Below are 15,674 nucleotides of genomic sequence, written 5' to 3'. Positions count from 1 at the left end.
CGCGGGCGGTTCTCGGCGTCCGGTCGTCTGGCGACGGGGGACCGGGCGGGTGCCGGTAAGGCGTTGGAAGCGCCGCGGATGTGGGCACCGATGATGTTCCGCCGCGCGTGCCGACGTATCTTCTGATCTTATTCAAGCCCTGCCGAGCAGGGCTTTTTCCGTGCCCGTAGATCCATTCTGTGATCGTTCTCCGGCGGATTTCCGGATCGCTGATCAAGCGTCAATGCTTTTGCCCCGTTACCGCTTTCGAGGGTATTGGAGTGACCAGATCTATTGGTGAGGAGCAAGTGCGGGCCAATTCCGTTTCCTGCGTACTGTTTTGATCGGGTCGCGCTCCCTACAATCCGTCCACATCTTGAGCTCATCACGTCAAGGAGGACGAATGACGGGGCTCTTCACCCCTATCGCGCCCGGTCGCACCACTGACCTGGCATCCGCAGTACTCACCGATGACAATCGGCTCATCGTGATCATCATTGCGGTCGTGGCCATCGCCGCGCTCGTCGTCGCGCAGATCCTGGTCCGCCAGGTCCTCGCCGCCGACGAGGGAACCGACAAGATGAAGGAGATCGCCGCAGCCGTCCAGGAAGGCGCCAACGCCTATCTCGGCCGGCAGCTCCGCACGCTCGGCGTCTTCGCCGTCGTCGTGTTCTTCCTGCTGTTCCTGCTCCCCGCCGACGACTGGTCGCAGCGGGCGGGACGTTCCGCCTTCTTCCTCGTCGGCGCCATCTTCTCGGCCGCCACCGGCTACATCGGCATGCGCCTCGCGGTCCGTGCCAACGTCCGCGTCGCCGCCGCCGCACGCGAGGCCACCCCCGCCGAGGGCGAGCCCGCCAAGGACCTGACCGAGGTCTCCCACAAGGCCATGCGGATCGCGTTCCGCACCGGCGGCGTGGTGGGCATGTTCACCGTCGGCCTCGGCCTGCTCGGCGCGTCCTGCGTCGTGCTCGTCTACGCCGCCGACGCGCCCAAGGTCCTGGAGGGCTTCGGCCTCGGCGCAGCGCTCATCGCGATGTTCATGCGTGTCGGAGGCGGCATCTTCACCAAGGCCGCCGACGTCGGCGCCGACCTGGTCGGCAAGGTCGAGCAGGGCATTCCGGAGGACGACCCGCGCAATGCCGCGACCATCGCCGACAACGTGGGCGACAACGTCGGAGACTGCGCGGGAATGGCCGCCGACCTCTTCGAGTCGTACGCCGTCACCCTGGTGGCGGCCCTCATCCTCGGCAAGGCCGCCTTCGGCGACCTGGGCCTGGCCTTCCCGCTGATCGTCCCCGCCATCGGGGTCGTCACCGCGATGATCGGCATCTTCGCGGTCTCCCCGCGGCGTACCGACCGCAGCGGAATGACCGCCATCAACCGCGGCTTCTTCATCTCCGCGGCCATCTCGCTGGTCCTCGTCGCGATCGCCGTCTACGCGTACCTGCCGGGCACCTACAAGGAGCTCCTCGGCGTCGAAGACGCCGCGATCTCCGGGCACTCCGGTGACCCGCGGATCCTGGCGCTGGTCGCCGTCGCCATCGGCATCGTGCTCGCGGCGCTGATCCAGCAGCTGACCGGCTACTTCACCGAGACCAACCGCCGTCCCGTCCGGGACATCGGCAAGTCCTCCCTGACGGGCGCCGCCACGGTCGTGCTCGCCGGCATCTCGGTCGGTCTGGAGTCCGCCGTCTACACGGCGCTGCTCATCGGTCTCGGCGTGTACGGGGCGTTCCTGCTCGGCGGCACCTCGATCATGCTGGCGCTCTTCGCCGTGGCGCTGGCCGGCACCGGCCTGCTCACCACCGTCGGCGTCATCGTCGCCATGGACACCTTCGGTCCGGTCTCCGACAACGCCCAGGGCATCGCGGAGATGTCCGGGGACGTCGAGGGCGCCGGCGCGCAGGTGCTCACCGACCTGGACGCGGTGGGCAACACCACCAAGGCCATCACCAAGGGCATCGCCATCGCCACGGCCGTGCTCGCCGCGGCCGCGCTCTTCGGCTCGTACAACGACGCCATCGCGAACGCCGTCAGGGAGGTCGGAGCCAAGACCGCCGGGGAGATGAACCTCAGCCTGGACATCGCGCAGCCCAACAACCTGGTCGGGCTGATCCTGGGCGCGGCCGTCGTGTTCCTGTTCTCCGGCCTCGCCATCAACGCCGTGTCCCGCTCGGCGGGCGCGGTGGTCTACGAGGTGCGCCGCCAGTTCCGGGAGCACCCCGGGATCATGGACTACACCGAGAAGCCCGAGTACGGGCGCGTCGTGGACATCTGCACCAAGGACGCGCTGCGCGAACTCGCCACGCCCGGGCTGCTCGCCGTCCTCACCCCGATCGCCGTCGGGTTCACGCTCGGCGTCGGAGCCCTCGGCTCCTTCCTCGCCGGCGCGATCGGCACCGGCACCCTGATGGCGGTCTTCCTCGCCAACTCCGGTGGCGCGTGGGACAACGCGAAGAAGCTCGTCGAGGACGGACACCACGGCGGCAAGGGCAGCGCGGCCCACGAGGCCGTCGTCATCGGCGACACCGTCGGCGACCCCTTCAAGGACACCGCCGGTCCCGCCATCAACCCGCTGCTCAAGGTCATGAACCTGGTGGCGCTGCTGATCGCCCCCGCGATCGTGCAGTTCAGCTACGGCGACGACGCCAGCCCGACCGTGCGGGCGATCGTCGCGGTCCTCGCGATCGGCGTCATCGTCGGCGCGGTGTACATCTCCAAGCGCCGCGGCATCGCCGTGGGCGACGACGGGGAGGGCGAGGGCGCGACCGCGGAGCGGGTGGGCCAGCAGGCCGACCCGGCAGCGGTGGTCTCTTCCTGAGACGGCCGTCGCGGGCCTGAACCGGCCCGGCTCGACTCGACCGTACGCCCGAATGGCGGACGGGGGGCGCGGACTGACGCGCCGTCCGTCCGCCATTGCGTTTCCCGGATGGTGGGCGTGTATCTTCCGGGCCGAGAGCCTTCGAAGGGACCAATCCGGTGAACAAGAAGCTTGCGGCCGCGGTATCGGGCGCTGCGGTGCTGATGCTCGTCCTGTCCGGCTGCGGCGGGGACGACGGCGACAAGAAGACCGACGCCTGGGCCAAGAAGGTCTGCGACAGCTGGCAGCCAGAGCTCACGAAGATCGAGCAGGCGAACGCCGACATCAAGCGGGTGGCGACCGAGAGCAGTAAGCCCGAGGAGGTCCAGACGACCGACTCGGCGGCCTTCGGGACCATGTCCGAGTCGTACAAGGCGATGGGGACGGCCCTCACGAACGCGGGAGTTCCGCCCGTCAAGGACGGGGAGAAGACCCAGGCCGCCGCGGTCATGGGCTTCGAATCGACGTCGGCGGGCTACACCGCCCTGAAGACGAAGATGGACGCGCTCGACGCCAAGGACCAGGGCAAGTTCGCCGAGGGCCTCAAGGAGGTTGCCGGCGGCCTGGAGGAAGCGACCAAGGGCGGCAAGGAAGCCCTTGACCAGCTCAAGGCGGGCGGGCTGGACAAGGCGATGAACAGTCAGAAGGGCTGCCAGGTGACGACTCCGTCGCCGGCGCAGTCCTAGCGCGGCCCGCCGCCCTGCCGGCGGCGCCGCACCCACCGGGGCGGCCGGGATCCTTCGGGACCCCGGCCGCCCCGGGGCATGTCCGGGGACAGGCCCGGCCGTACGGAGCTGCGCCCGGCCGGGGCCCGTCCCGGGGTGCGGCCGCCGGCCGGGAGCTCGCGGGAGCGACGGGCGCCCACGCCGAAGGCCGTGTGGCGCGGGCAATGGCGGCGGCAGCGGCCACAATGGGCGGGTGAGTACCACCAGCCTTCCCCCCGGTCTGCCCGCCCGCCTCCCCTCGTCGGCCCGCGCGGCCGAGCTGCGCGCCGCGTTGCTCGCCGCGGGCTTCACCGCCGACGGGCTGCTCGATCTGCTCGGCGCCCCGGCGTACGCCGCGCTGGCCCGCAGCGAGACGGTCCCCGCCCTGCGCGCCACGCGGAGCCACGGCGACGGGCCGCTCGCCAGCCTGACCCGGCTGTTCCTGCTGCGGCAGCCGGTGCCGTACGTACATGCCGCGGGCGCCCTGCCCGTGGACGCGGCGCTGGCCGACGGCTGGCTGCGGCGCGAGGGCGATGAGGTGCACGCCACCGTGGACGTGCGCCCGTACGGCGGCCCGGACGGCGAGGACTGGTTCATCGTCTCCGACCTCGGCTGCGCCGTCGGCGGGGCCGGCGGCATCGGCAGCCGCGAGGAGGGCGTGGTCCTCGGTGTCGGCGGCGCCTCCACGACGCTGGCGGGGATCACCGTCCGCACGCCGGTCGGCTCGGCCCTCGACGTCGGCACCGGATCCGGGATCCAGGCGCTGCACGCCGCCCAGCACGCGACCCGGGTCACGGCGACCGATGTCAACCCGCGGGCCCTGGAATTCACCCGGTTGACGCTGGCGCTGTCGGGGGCCCCCGAGGCGGAACTGCTCGCCGGGTCGCTGTTCGAGCCGGTCGGCGCGGCCACGTACGACCTGATCGTGTCGAACCCGCCCTTCGTGATCTCCCCCGGAGCCCGGCTGACGTACCGGGACGGCGGGATGGGCGGCGACGACCTGTGCCGGACCCTGGTCCAGGAGGCCGGAGCCCGGCTCAACCCGGGCGGATTCGCGCAGTTCCTGGGCAACTGGCAGCACGTGGACGGCGAGGACTGGCACGACCGGGTACGGGCCTGGGTGCCGCGCGGCTGCGATGCCTGGATCGTGCAGCGCGACGTGCAGGACGTGACGCAGTACGCGGAGCTGTGGCTGCGCGACGCCGGCGACCACCGGACCGACCCCGCCGAGTACGAACAGCGGTACGAGGACTGGCTGGACGAGTTCGAAGCCCGCAAGACCAAGGCGGTCGGGTTCGGCTGGATCACGCTGCGGCGCAGCGACGCGGCCGAGCCGTCGGTCGTGGTCGAGGAGTGGCCGCACTCGGTGGAGCAGCCGCTCGGGGACGCCGTCCTGGAGCACTTCGCGCGCCAGGACTACCTGCGCGACCACGATGACGCGGCCCTGCTCGCGGGCTACTTCCGGCTGACCGCGGAGGTCGTCCAGGAGCAGGTCGGAGCGCCCGGCGCGGAGGATCCGGAGCACGTCGTGCTCCGGCAGAACCGGGGCATGCGGCGCGCCACCAAGGTCGACACGGTCGGCGCCGGCTTCGCCGGGGTGTGTGACGGATCACTGAGCGCGGGGCGGATTCTGGACGCCATCGCCCAGTTGGTGGAGGAGGACCCGGTGGTTCTGCGGGACCGGACGCCCGAGGCGATCCGGATGCTCGTGGAGCAGGGGTTCCTGGAGCCGTTGACCGGGGCGGACGCGGGCGCGGAAGCCGGAGCGGAAGCCCCCGGGGAGTAGGGACGGCGGGCGCGGTGCGCCGCCGTGCGCCCGGTGCGGTCCGGAGCCGCGGCGGGCCTCGGGCAGCCGGAGCCGGGATGTAACCCCAGGTTCGCCTGCCGTCCCCCATCGGCTGAAACCCTCTCCTCAGCGGGATCCGGGGGGATCCCGGGAGCGGCCCGGGGGGATGAGGGGAACGGCATGGAACACGGTCCGGCGATCTTCGCGGCAGCCGTGTTCCTGCTGTTCGGGGCCGCTCTGTCGGCTTGGACGGGGGCGCGCGCCCTACGAGGCGCGCCGGTGGCCGAGGGTGTGCGCCCCGTCGTTGCCGTACCGGTGGCACTGCTCGCCGGCGGGGTGTCGCTGGCCCTCGGCCTCTGGTGCCTCGGCCGGCTGTGAGTGCGGGCGCGGGGGCTCGCTGAGGCGAAGCTCACGGGGCCCGGGGGCTCCGCACCGCCCCGGGCTGCCCGGCATTCGGGCTCCGCGGCAGTGGGCCCCGGTGGGCCGGGGCGGTATCGCCCCTGGTGGGAGCGGGTGCATCGGTCCGGGTGGGGTGAGGCCGGGGGATCGGGGCCGCGGAATCGGCCGGATGTCGCCCACGGCCGGCGGCGCGCCGGGTTTCCTCCGCTCGTCCGGAATGTGCGCAGGATCGTAAAGAACGACGTGAAGCGGGGTGCCGGGGCGGGGCCAGACGGCCCTTCGGCCACTCTGCGCGGTGAGTGCGCAGGGCCTGCCGTGGCATCCGGGCGGCAGAAATGGCACTTGTCGGGTTACCGTTCGAGTGGCCGTTGCGGGCTTCTGCCGTTTGACACGGGGGCGGGTTGTACCGTCACACTCCGCAGCGTCGCCGTACTGCGACCGAGTGCCGACCGGAGAGAAGAGCCAAGTTGTCCCCGACTAGCGAGACCGCAAAGGGCGGCCGCCGACTCGTCATCGTCGAGTCCCCTGCCAAGGCGAAGACGATCAAGGGCTACCTCGGCCCCGGATACGTCGTCGAGGCGAGCGTCGGGCACATCCGCGACCTCCCCAGCGGCGCGGCCGAGGTTCCCGACAAGTACACGGGCGAGGTCCGTCGCCTCGGTGTGGACGTCGAGCACGACTTCGCGCCGATCTACGTCGTCAACGCCGATAAGAAGGCCCAGGTCAGGAAGCTCAAGGAGCTGCTGGCCGAGTCCGACGAACTCTTCCTCGCCACCGATGAGGACCGCGAGGGCGAAGCCATCGCGTGGCACCTGCAGGAAGTCCTCAAGCCCAAGGTCCCCGTCCACCGGATGGTCTTCCACGAGATCACCAAGGACGCGATCCGCGACGCCGTCGCCAACCCGCGCGAGCTCAACCAGCGCATGGTCGACGCCCAGGAGACCCGCCGCATCCTCGACCGCCTCTACGGCTACGAGGTCTCGCCGGTCCTGTGGAAGAAGGTCATGCCGAAGCTGTCGGCGGGCCGCGTCCAGTCGGTGGCGACCCGCATGGTGGTCGAGAAGGAGCGCGAGCGCATCGCCTTCCGCTCGGCCGAGTACTGGGACCTGACCGGCACCTTCGCCACCGGCCGCGCCGGTGACGCCTCCGACCCCTCCACGCTGGTCGCCCGCCTGAACACGGTGGACGGCAAGCGCGTGGCGCAGGGCCGCGACTTCGGCTCGACCGGGCAGCTCAAGAGCGAGGTGCTGCACCTCGACGAGGCGAACGCACGGGCGCTGGCCGCCGCGCTGACCGAGACCTCGTTCGCCGTCCGGTCCGTCGAGTCCAAGCCGTACCGCCGCTCCCCGTACGCCCCGTTCCGTACGACGACGCTCCAGCAGGAGGCCTCGCGCAAGCTCGGCTTCGGTGCGAAGGCGACGATGCAGGTGGCGCAGAAGCTGTACGAGAACGGCTTCATCACCTACATGCGTACCGACTCCACGACGCTGTCCGACACCGCGGTGTCGGCGGCCCGTGCCCAGGTCACGCAGCTCTACGGGGCCGAGTACCTGCCGGAGAAGCCCCGCGTCTACGCGGGCAAGGTCAAGAACGCGCAGGAGGCGCACGAGGCGATCCGTCCTTCGGGTGATCGTTTCCGCACCCCGGCCGAGACCGGTCTGACCGGCGACCAGTTCCGCCTGTACGAGCTCATCTGGAAGCGCACCGTCGCCTCCCAGATGAAGGACGCGGTCGGCAACTCGGTGACCGTGAAGATCGGCGGACGGTCGGCGGACGGCCGCGACGCCGAGTTCTCGGCGTCCGGCAAGACGATCACCTTCCACGGCTTCATGAAGGCCTACGTCGAGGGCGCGGACGACCCGAACGCCGAGCTCGACGACCGTGAGAAGCGCCTCCCGCAGGTCGCCGAGGGCGACGCGCTGTCGGCCGAGGAGATCACGGTCGACGGCCACTCGACCAAGCCGCCGGCCCGCTACACCGAGGCCTCGCTGGTCAAGGAGCTGGAAGAGCGGGAGATCGGCCGGCCGTCGACGTACGCGTCGATCATCGGCACGATCCTGGACCGCGGGTACGTCTTCAAGAAGGGCACGGCGCTCGTGCCGTCCTTCCTGTCGTTCGCCGTGGTCAACCTGCTGGAGACGCACTTCGGGCGGCTCGTCGACTACGACTTCACCGCCAAGATGGAGGACGACCTCGACCGCATCGCGCGGGGCGAGGCCCAGTCCGTGCCGTGGCTCAAGCGCTTCTACTTCGGCGCGGAGGACGCGACCGAGGTCGTACCGGCCGACGGTGACGCGCTCGGCGGCCTGAAGGAGCTGGTGACCGACCTGGGCGCGATCGACGCCCGGGAGATCTCCTCCTTCCCCGTCGGCGAGGGCATCGTGCTGCGCGTCGGCCGCTACGGGCCGTACGTGGAGCGCGGCGAGAAGGACGCCGAGGGCCACCAGCGGGCGGACGTACCCGAGGAGCTGGCCCCCGACGAGCTGACGGTCGAGTACGCGGAGGAGCTCTTCGCGAAGCCGAGCGGCGAGTTCGAGCTGGGCAAGGACCCGATCAGCGGGAACGAAATCGTCGCGAAGGACGGTCGCTACGGGCCGTACGTGACGGAGATCCTGCCCGAGGGCACGCCGAAGACCGGCAAGAACGCGGTGAAGCCGCGGACGGCCTCGCTGTTCCAGTCGATGAGCCTGGACACGGTCACGCTCGAGGACGCACTGCGTCTGATGTCCCTTCCCCGGGTCGTGGGCGTGGACGCTGAGGGCGCGGAGATCACCGCGCAGAACGGCCGCTACGGCCCGTACCTGAAGAAGGGCACGGACTCGCGGTCGCTGGAGACCGAGGACCAGCTGTTCGCCATCACCCTGGAGCAGGCGCTCGCGATCTACGCGCAGCCCAAGCAGCGGGGGCGCGCGGCCGCGAAGCCGCCGCTGAAGGAGCTGGGCACCGACCCGGTCAGCGAGAAGCCCGTGGTCGTCAAGGACGGCCGGTTCGGCCCGTACGTGACGGACGGAGAGACGAACGCGACGCTGCGGCGGGACGACGACGTCGAGACGATCACGCCGGAGCGTGGGTACGAGCTGCTCGCGGAGAAGCGCGCCAAGGGCCCGGTGAAGAAGACGGCCAAGAAGGCGCCCGCGAAGAAGGCCCCGGCGAAGAAGGCGACGGCGACGAAGACGGCTGCCGCCAAGAAGACGACGACGGCGAAGAAGGCGACGGCGGCGAAGAAGACCACCGCCACCGTCAAGAAGACGGCCGCGAAGAAGACGGCGGCCGCTGCGGCGGACGAGTAGTCGTAGTCGCGGACGAGTAGTCACCGGCAGGGCCCGTGCAATGCGCACGGGCCCTCGCTGTTTCAGCCGTCCGGCGGTTGAGGACCGGGGTCCGGGGCGGAGCCCCAGGATCTTTCCGGGTCCGGGCGGAGCCCGGGGAACGGTGGAAGGGCGGGTGGGGGACATGCCCCGCGCAGCGGCGGCACGGACCCCGCGGGCGAAGCCCCGGGAGGTGGGTCGGGGGTCACACCGGAGCTTGTCCACAGGGGCTCCGCACCCGCCAAGCACAGCGGATAGGCTGGGCGGATGACGCGAGCCGAGCAGCCAACGGTCGTGACCGCCACCACCGACACCGCCCCCACCTACGACGAAGCCCTCGCCGCGGACTCCCGCGAGCGGGCGGTGCGCGCCCTGCTGCGCACCCCCGGGCTGCGCCGTCTGTGGAGCGCGCAGTTGGTGAGCGGCATCGGCGATGCCCTCGCCCTGCTGGTCCTGGTGCTGCTGGTCTTCCAGACGGCCGTGGAGCAGGAGCCCTTCGGCGGTGGTTACACCGGCTGGGCCCTCGCCGTCGCCGCCGTCTTCGGTGTCCGCGTGCTCTCCACCGTCCTCTTCGGCGCGGTCCTCCTCGGCCCCCTGGCCAAGCTCACCGCCCCCGGCGGCAAGCTGGACCGCCGCTGGACGATGATCGGCGCCGACGGGCTGCGGCTCGGCCTCTTCGTCGTGGCCCCGCTGTGGCTCGACTGGATCGGCCCGCACGCGCTGATCGCCCTGCTCGCCACCGTCTTCGTCTCCGGCGCCGCGGAGCGGCTGTGGGGGCTGGCCAGGGACAGCGCCGCGCCCGGCCTGCTGCCGACGCCGCCGCCCGAGGGCGCGACCGTACGGCCGCTGCCCGACCACCTCGACGCACTGCGCCGGCTGAACCTGCGCACCGCCTTCGCGGCCATGCCGGTCGCCGCAGCCGCGCTGCTCGCCGCGACCCTGATCGGCAATGCACTCGGCCTCGGCATCGGCTGGTTCGCCGAGAACCAGGCGGCCCTGGGCTCGTACGTGGCCTCCGGCCTCTTCGCGGCGTCCGTATCGCTGCTGCTCCCGCTGGTGCTGCCCGGCACGAAGACCCCGCGTCCGCGCTCCCCGCTGGAGGGCCTGCGCGCCCCCAAGGCGGGGGACCGGCCGGAGAAGGGGCGTACGGGGGCCATCCCGCTGCTCGTCCTCGTCTGCGCAGCCGTCGCGGGAGCCGTCGCCTCCGCCGCCGCCGTTGCCGTCCTGCACGCCACCGACCTGGGGGGCGGAGCGGCCGCGTTCGCGCTGTTCGTACTGGCCCTGCTCGGCGGCACCGCTCTGGGCATCCGCGCCACCCAGGCCGGCAAGGTCCTCCCCGCCCTGTCCCGGCGCCGCCTGCTGGCCCTGGCCGTCGGCGTGGCCGGGCTGGCGCTGCTGCTGACCGGGCTGGTGCCGGACACCTCGACGGTGGTGTTCCTCTCGCTGCTCGCCGGCACCGCCGCGGGCGTCGCCGCGAACACCGGGCACACGCTGCTCGACCAGGAGACCGAGGAGTTCCGCAGGGCCCGGGTCACCGAGCACCTGCAGGCCGTCGTCCGGGTCTCCGTGGCCGTCGGCGCCGTGGCCGCCCCGCTGCTGGCCGCCCTGATCGGACCGCACCGGCTGGCCGCCGGCGAGGTCGTCTTCGCGCACGGCGGCGCGGCCTTCACGCTGATGCTGGTCGGCGCCCTGCTGCTGCCGGTCGCCGTCATCGTCCTGGCCAAGGCCGACGACCGCGCCGGCGTACCGCTGCGCCGCGACCTGCGCGAGGCGCTGCGCGGCGGGGAGCCGGTCCAGGCCGCGTCCGACGCAGGGTTCTTCATCGCCCTGGAAGGCGGCGACGGCGCCGGCAAGTCCACCCAGGTGGAGGCGATGGCCGACTGGATACGGGCCAAGGGTCACGAGGTCGTCGTCACGCGCGAGCCCGGGGCCACCCCGGTCGGCAAGCGGCTGCGATCGATCCTGCTCGACGTGTCCTCCGCGGGCCTGTCGAACCGCGCCGAGGCCCTGCTGTACGCGGCCGACCGCGCCGAGCACGTGGACACCGTCGTACGCCCCGCCCTGGAGCGCGGCGCGGTGGTCATCACCGACCGCTACATCGACTCCTCGGTGGCCTACCAGGGCGCCGGCCGGGACCTGTCCCCGACCGAGATCGCCCGCATCTCGCGCTGGGCCACGAGTGGCCTCGTACCGAATCTGACCGTGCTGCTCGACGTGTCGCCGGAGACGGCCCGCGAGCGGTTCACGGAGGCGCCGGACCGGCTGGAATCGGAGCCGGCGGAGTTCCACCAGCGGGTGCGGGCCGGATTCCTGACCCTGGCCGCGGCCGACCCCGGGCGCTACCTGGTGGTCGACGCGGGCCAGGACCCGGAGTCGGTCAGCACCGTCGTGCGCCACCGCCTGGACCGGATGCTCCCGCTGTCGGAGGCCGAGGTGGCCGCCCAGGCGGAGGCCCGCCGGCTCGCCATCGAGGAGGCCAAGCGCAAGGCCGAGGAAGAGGCGGCGCGCAAGGCCGAGGAAGCCCGGCTGCTGGCCGAGGAAGAGGCACGCAAGGCCCGCGAGGCGGAAGAGGCCCGGATCGCGGCCGAGGCCGAGGCCGCCCGCAAGGAGCGCGAGGAGCGGCTGCGCGCCGAGGAGGAGGCCCGCGCGCGGGCCGAGGCCGAGCGACTGCGGCTGGAGGCCGAGGAGAAGGCCCGCGCGGTGGAGGCCGAGCGGCTGCGCAAGCAGGCGGAGGAAGAGGCCCGGCTGCACGCCGAGGCCGAGGAGCGGCGGCTGGAGAAGCAGCGGCGGGCCGAGGAGGCCCTGCTGAAGGCCGAGGAGGCGCGGCGGCTGGCCGAGGCCTCGGCGGCGGAGGCGGCGGCGAAGTCCGCTGCGGCTGCGGCGGCTGCTGCCTCGGCCGCGGCTGCGGCTCCGGCGGCCGCTGCGGCTGCCCCGGCGGCCCCTGCGGCTCCCGCGGCTGCCCCGGCGGCTTCCGGCGCTTCCGCGCCCAAGGCCGATCTGCGCAAGGACCCGCGCCACGACGAGGCCGTGACGATCGAGACTCCGGTCGTCAGGCGGGTCGTGCAGCCGGACGACGTCACCCAGACGGTCCCGGTCCCGAAGGCCGATCCGGCGGCGGGTCCGGCGGACGAGACGGCTGTGCTGCCGCCCGTCCGGGCGACGGGTCCCGCGGACGAGACGGCGGTCCTGCCGCCCGTACGCCCCACGGGTGCGGACGAGGCCGCGGCGACGCGGCCGGCGGCGCCCAGGGGTTCGTACTCCGCGTCGCGGCCCACGGCACAGCGCCCCGAGGAGAACCCGGCCGACCGGGTCCCGCCGGGCATCTTCCGCGACTCCGGCAACGACGCGACCCGGGAACTGCCGCTCCCCGCCGAGGACGGCAGGCCGCGACGGCCCCGCTCGGACTGGGCGGAGGAGACTCCGCTGGACGATCTGCCGACCCTGGCGGACGAACTGCTGGGACGGCGCCGGGACGACGAGGACGAGCAGGGCCGGGGGCCGCGCCGCCGCTGACGGTGCTGACGCGGTGACGGCGGCGACGGCGGGGATTGTCAGTGGGAGCCGCCACACTGGGTGAGCAGACGGCACGGACGGTACGCGAGCGAGGCGAAAGGTGGTGGGCGGGATGCCCGTATGGGACGACCTGGTGGGACAGGAGCGGGTCCAGACGCAGCTGGCCGCCGCCGCGGTCGACGCCGACGGCCTGGTCACCGCCATCGAGGCGGGGACCCCGCCGCCGGCCGCCTCCAAGATGACGCACGCCTGGCTGTTCACCGGACCGCCCGGCTCCGGGCGGTCCACCGCCGCCCGCGCCTTCGCTGCGGCGCTCCAGTGCACCAGCCCGGACCGCGCCCTCGGCGGCGAGCCGGGCTGCGGATTCTGCGACGGCTGCCACACCACCGTGATCGGCACGCACGCCGACGTGGAGATCGTCCGTACCGATCAGCTGTCCATCGGCGTGAAGGACACCCGGGCGCTGGTGCGCCGGGCGCAGCTCTCCCCGGCCGTCGGACGCTGGCAGGTCATCGTCCTGGAGGACGCCGACCGGCTGACGGAGGGCGCCGGCAACGTGCTGCTCAAGGCCGTGGAGGAGCCCGCTCCGCGGACCGTGTGGCTGCTGTGCGCCCCCTCGCTGGAGGACGTGCTGCCCACCATCCGCTCCCGCTGCCGGCACCTTTCGCTGCGCACCCCACCGGTGTCCGCCGTCGCGGAGGTTCTCGTGCGGCGCGACGGCATCGAGCCGGAGGTGGCGCAGGCCGCGGCCCGCGCGACCCAGGGGCACATCGGCCGGGCTCGCCGGCTCGCCACCGACGGGGCGGCCCGCTCGCGGCGCGCCACCGTACTGAAGCTGCCGATGCGCGTGAGCGACGTGGGCGACTGCCTGAAGGCGGCGCAGGAGCTGGTGGACGCCGCCGCCGAGGACGCCAAGCAGGTCGCGGAAGAGGTCGACACCAAGGAGACCGAGGAGCTGCGGGCCGCGCTCGGCGCCGGAGCGGGGACGGGCGGGCGGATGCCGCGCGGTACGGCGGGCGTGATGAAGGAGCTGGAGGACCGGCAGAAGCGCCGGCGCACGCGCACGCAGCGCGACAGCCTCGACCTGGCGCTGACCGACCTCACCGGCTTCTACCGGGACGTGCTGGCCCTCCAGCTCGGCTCCTCGCTGGCCATCGCGAACGAGGAAATACGACAGGACCTGGACCGGATCGCCCGGGAGTCGGGCCCCGAGCGCACGCTGCGGCGCATCGAGGCGATCATCGCGTGCCGGCGGGCGCTGGACCGCAACGTCGCCCCGCTGCTCGCGGTCGAGGCGATGACGATGTCGCTGCGCGCGGGCTGACGCGCGCGGCTCTCCCCGGCCCGCGACTCCGGTTGACCGCCTCACCCGTTCGAGGGGTCCGCGTGGCGGGCCGCAGACGCCACCGGTCCGTGCGGGGCGGCGCCCCGCGCCCGGGCGGCCGCCCGCCGCCCGCCGCGGGTAGCACCGCCCCGGGCGTCCCCGCAGGCCGTAGGCTCCGGGAATGGACACCAGTCGCCTGCTGCGCACCACCGGGACCGTGATCGCCGCCGCGGGGCTACTGCTCTCCGGGTGCACCTCGGGCGGTTCGGGAACACCCCGCGCCGCCGCTTCGTCCGGCGAGGCCTCCGAGGCACCGTCGGCCGCGCCGACCGCCGTCCCGGCCGCGCTGCGCCCGTACTACGACCAGAAGCTGAGCTGGCGCGAGTGCGGTGTGCCCGGCTTCGACTGCAGCACCCTGAAGGTCCCGCTGGACTACGAGAATCCTGAAGCCGGGGCCGCCGGGGACATCGACATCGCGGTGGCCCGCCGCAAGGCCACCGACCCCTCCAAGCGGCTCGGCTCGCTGGTGGTGAACCCGGGCGGCCCGGGCGGCTCCGGCATCGGCTACCTCCAGGCGTACGCGGGCATCGGCTACCCGGCCCCGGTCCGCGCCGCGTACGACATGGTCTCCTTCGACCCGCGCGGCGTGGACCGCAGCAGCCCCGTGGAATGCCTGAACGGCCCGGCCATGGACAAGTACACCCAGGTGGACCAGACGCCGGACACGCCGGCGGAGCGGGCCCTGCTGGTGGCCGCCTTCAAGGAGTTCGCGGCTGCCTGCCAGACGCACTCGCAGCGGATCCTGCCGCACGTGTCGACGGTCGACGCCGCCCGGGACATGGACGTCCTGCGTGCGGCGCTGGGCGACGAGAAGCTGAACTACGTCGGAGCCTCGTACGGCACCTTCCTCGGGGCGACGTACGCCGACCTCTTCCCGGGCCGGACCGGCCGGCTGGTCCTGGACGGGGCGATGGACCCCTCCCGGCCCGCGCTCGAACTGAACCGGGACCAGACGGAGGGCTTCGAGACCGCCTTCCGCGCCTTCGCCGCGGACTGCGCGAAGCAGACCGACTGTCCGCTCGGCAAGGGCAGCCCGGAGCAGATCGCGGAACGCCTGAAGGAGTTCTTCCGCAAGGTCGACGCCCAGCCGGTCCCCACGAGCGACCGGGCGCGCGCCACGCTCGGCGAGTCGCTGGCGACGACCGGGGTGATCGCCGCCCTGTACGACGAGAACGCCTGGCCGCAGCTGCGCGAGGCGCTCGGGGCCGCGATCGACGGCGACGACGGCAACGGGCTGCTGGCCCTCGCCGACAGCTACTACGAGCGCGAGCAGGACGGCAAGTACGCCAACCTCATGTCGGCGAACGCCGCCGTCAACTGCCTCGACCAGCCCCCGGCCTTCGCCGCCGGGCCCGAAGCGGTCGAGAAGGCGCTGCCCTCCTTCGAGAAGGCCTCTCCGGTCTTCGGCGCGGGCCTGGCCTGGGCCTCGCTGAACTGCACGTACTGGCCGGCGAAGGCCACGGGCACGGCCCGGGCCCTGCACGCGAAGGGCGCCCCGCCGGTGGTGGTGGTCGGCACCACCCGCGACCCCGCGACCCCGTACAAGTGGGCCGAGGCGCTGGCCGGCCAGCTCGACTCGGGCGTCCTGCTGACCTACGACGGCGACGGCCACACGGCGTACGGCCGGGGCAGCGACTGCATCGACTCGGCGATCAACCGCTACCTCCTGGAGGGCACGGCTCCGAAGGACGGAAAGAGGTGCTGACCCCCGCCTGCGGAGCCGTCCCGGCACCGTGTTCGG

8 protein-coding genes are annotated in these 15,674 nt (G+C 72.9%); all 8 read left to right on the top strand.

Annotated features, from left to right (window positions below; all coding sequences use genetic code 11):
* The first annotated feature begins 382 nt into the window (after positions 1-382).
* The 8 genes from OG276_RS16255 to OG276_RS16220 all read left to right on the top strand — a co-directional run bounded on the left by OG276_RS16255 (position 383) and on the right by OG276_RS16220 (position 15,638).
* The gene (locus OG276_RS16255) at positions 383-2,800 is read left to right on the top strand and encodes a sodium-translocating pyrophosphatase (protein ID WP_266906090.1); all 2,418 of its coding nucleotides are present in this window, start codon (positions 383-385) and stop codon (positions 2,798-2,800) included.
* A gap of 158 nt (positions 2,801-2,958) precedes the next feature.
* Entirely contained in the window at positions 2,959-3,525 is a 567-nt protein-coding gene (locus tag OG276_RS16250; protein WP_266906088.1) for a small secreted protein, read from the top strand.
* Between the two features lie 232 nt (positions 3,526-3,757).
* Complete coding sequence (locus OG276_RS16245; RefSeq protein WP_266906086.1) at positions 3,758-5,329, top strand: methyltransferase; 1,572 nt, start codon at positions 3,758-3,760, stop codon at positions 5,327-5,329.
* 180 nt (positions 5,330-5,509) lie between these two features.
* Positions 5,510-5,707: a hypothetical protein gene (locus OG276_RS16240; protein ID WP_266906084.1), complete on the top strand. Its 198-nt coding sequence runs from the start codon at positions 5,510-5,512 to the stop codon at positions 5,705-5,707.
* Between the two features lie 488 nt (positions 5,708-6,195).
* Positions 6,196-9,018: a type I DNA topoisomerase gene (gene topA / locus OG276_RS16235; protein WP_266906082.1), complete on the top strand. Its 2,823-nt coding sequence runs from the start codon at positions 6,196-6,198 to the stop codon at positions 9,016-9,018.
* A 285-nt stretch (positions 9,019-9,303) separates the two neighbouring features.
* The gene (gene tmk, locus OG276_RS16230) at positions 9,304-12,549 is read left to right on the top strand and encodes a dTMP kinase (protein WP_266906080.1); all 3,246 of its coding nucleotides are present in this window, start codon (positions 9,304-9,306) and stop codon (positions 12,547-12,549) included.
* 112 nt (positions 12,550-12,661) lie between these two features.
* Positions 12,662-13,873 carry a DNA polymerase III subunit delta' gene (locus OG276_RS16225; RefSeq protein WP_266906078.1) on the top strand — a complete coding sequence of 404 codons (1,212 nt, stop codon included), beginning with the start codon at positions 12,662-12,664 and terminating at the stop codon, positions 13,871-13,873.
* A 181-nt stretch (positions 13,874-14,054) separates the two neighbouring features.
* Complete coding sequence (locus OG276_RS16220) at positions 14,055-15,638, top strand: alpha/beta fold hydrolase (protein ID WP_266906077.1); 1,584 nt, start codon at positions 14,055-14,057, stop codon at positions 15,636-15,638.
* Positions 15,639-15,674 lie beyond the last annotated feature (36 nt).

This window comes from Streptomyces sp. NBC_00086 (assembly GCF_026343255.1).
Classification (GTDB): Bacteria; Actinomycetota; Actinomycetes; order Streptomycetales; family Streptomycetaceae; genus Streptomyces.
This window is presented reverse-complemented; position numbering and strand designations above follow the sequence as displayed.

Coding starts and splice junctions, on each gene's coding strand:
- tmk (WP_266906080.1), top strand. CDS start 9,304: ATGACGCGAGCCGAGCAGCCAACGGTCGTGACCGCCACCACCGACACC.
- OG276_RS16240 (WP_266906084.1), top strand. CDS start 5,510: ATGGAACACGGTCCGGCGATCTTCGCGGCAGCCGTGTTCCTGCTGTTC.
- OG276_RS16220 (WP_266906077.1), top strand. CDS start 14,055: ATGGACACCAGTCGCCTGCTGCGCACCACCGGGACCGTGATCGCCGCC.
- OG276_RS16225 (WP_266906078.1), top strand. CDS start 12,662: ATGCCCGTATGGGACGACCTGGTGGGACAGGAGCGGGTCCAGACGCAG.
- OG276_RS16255 (WP_266906090.1), top strand. CDS start 383: ATGACGGGGCTCTTCACCCCTATCGCGCCCGGTCGCACCACTGACCTG.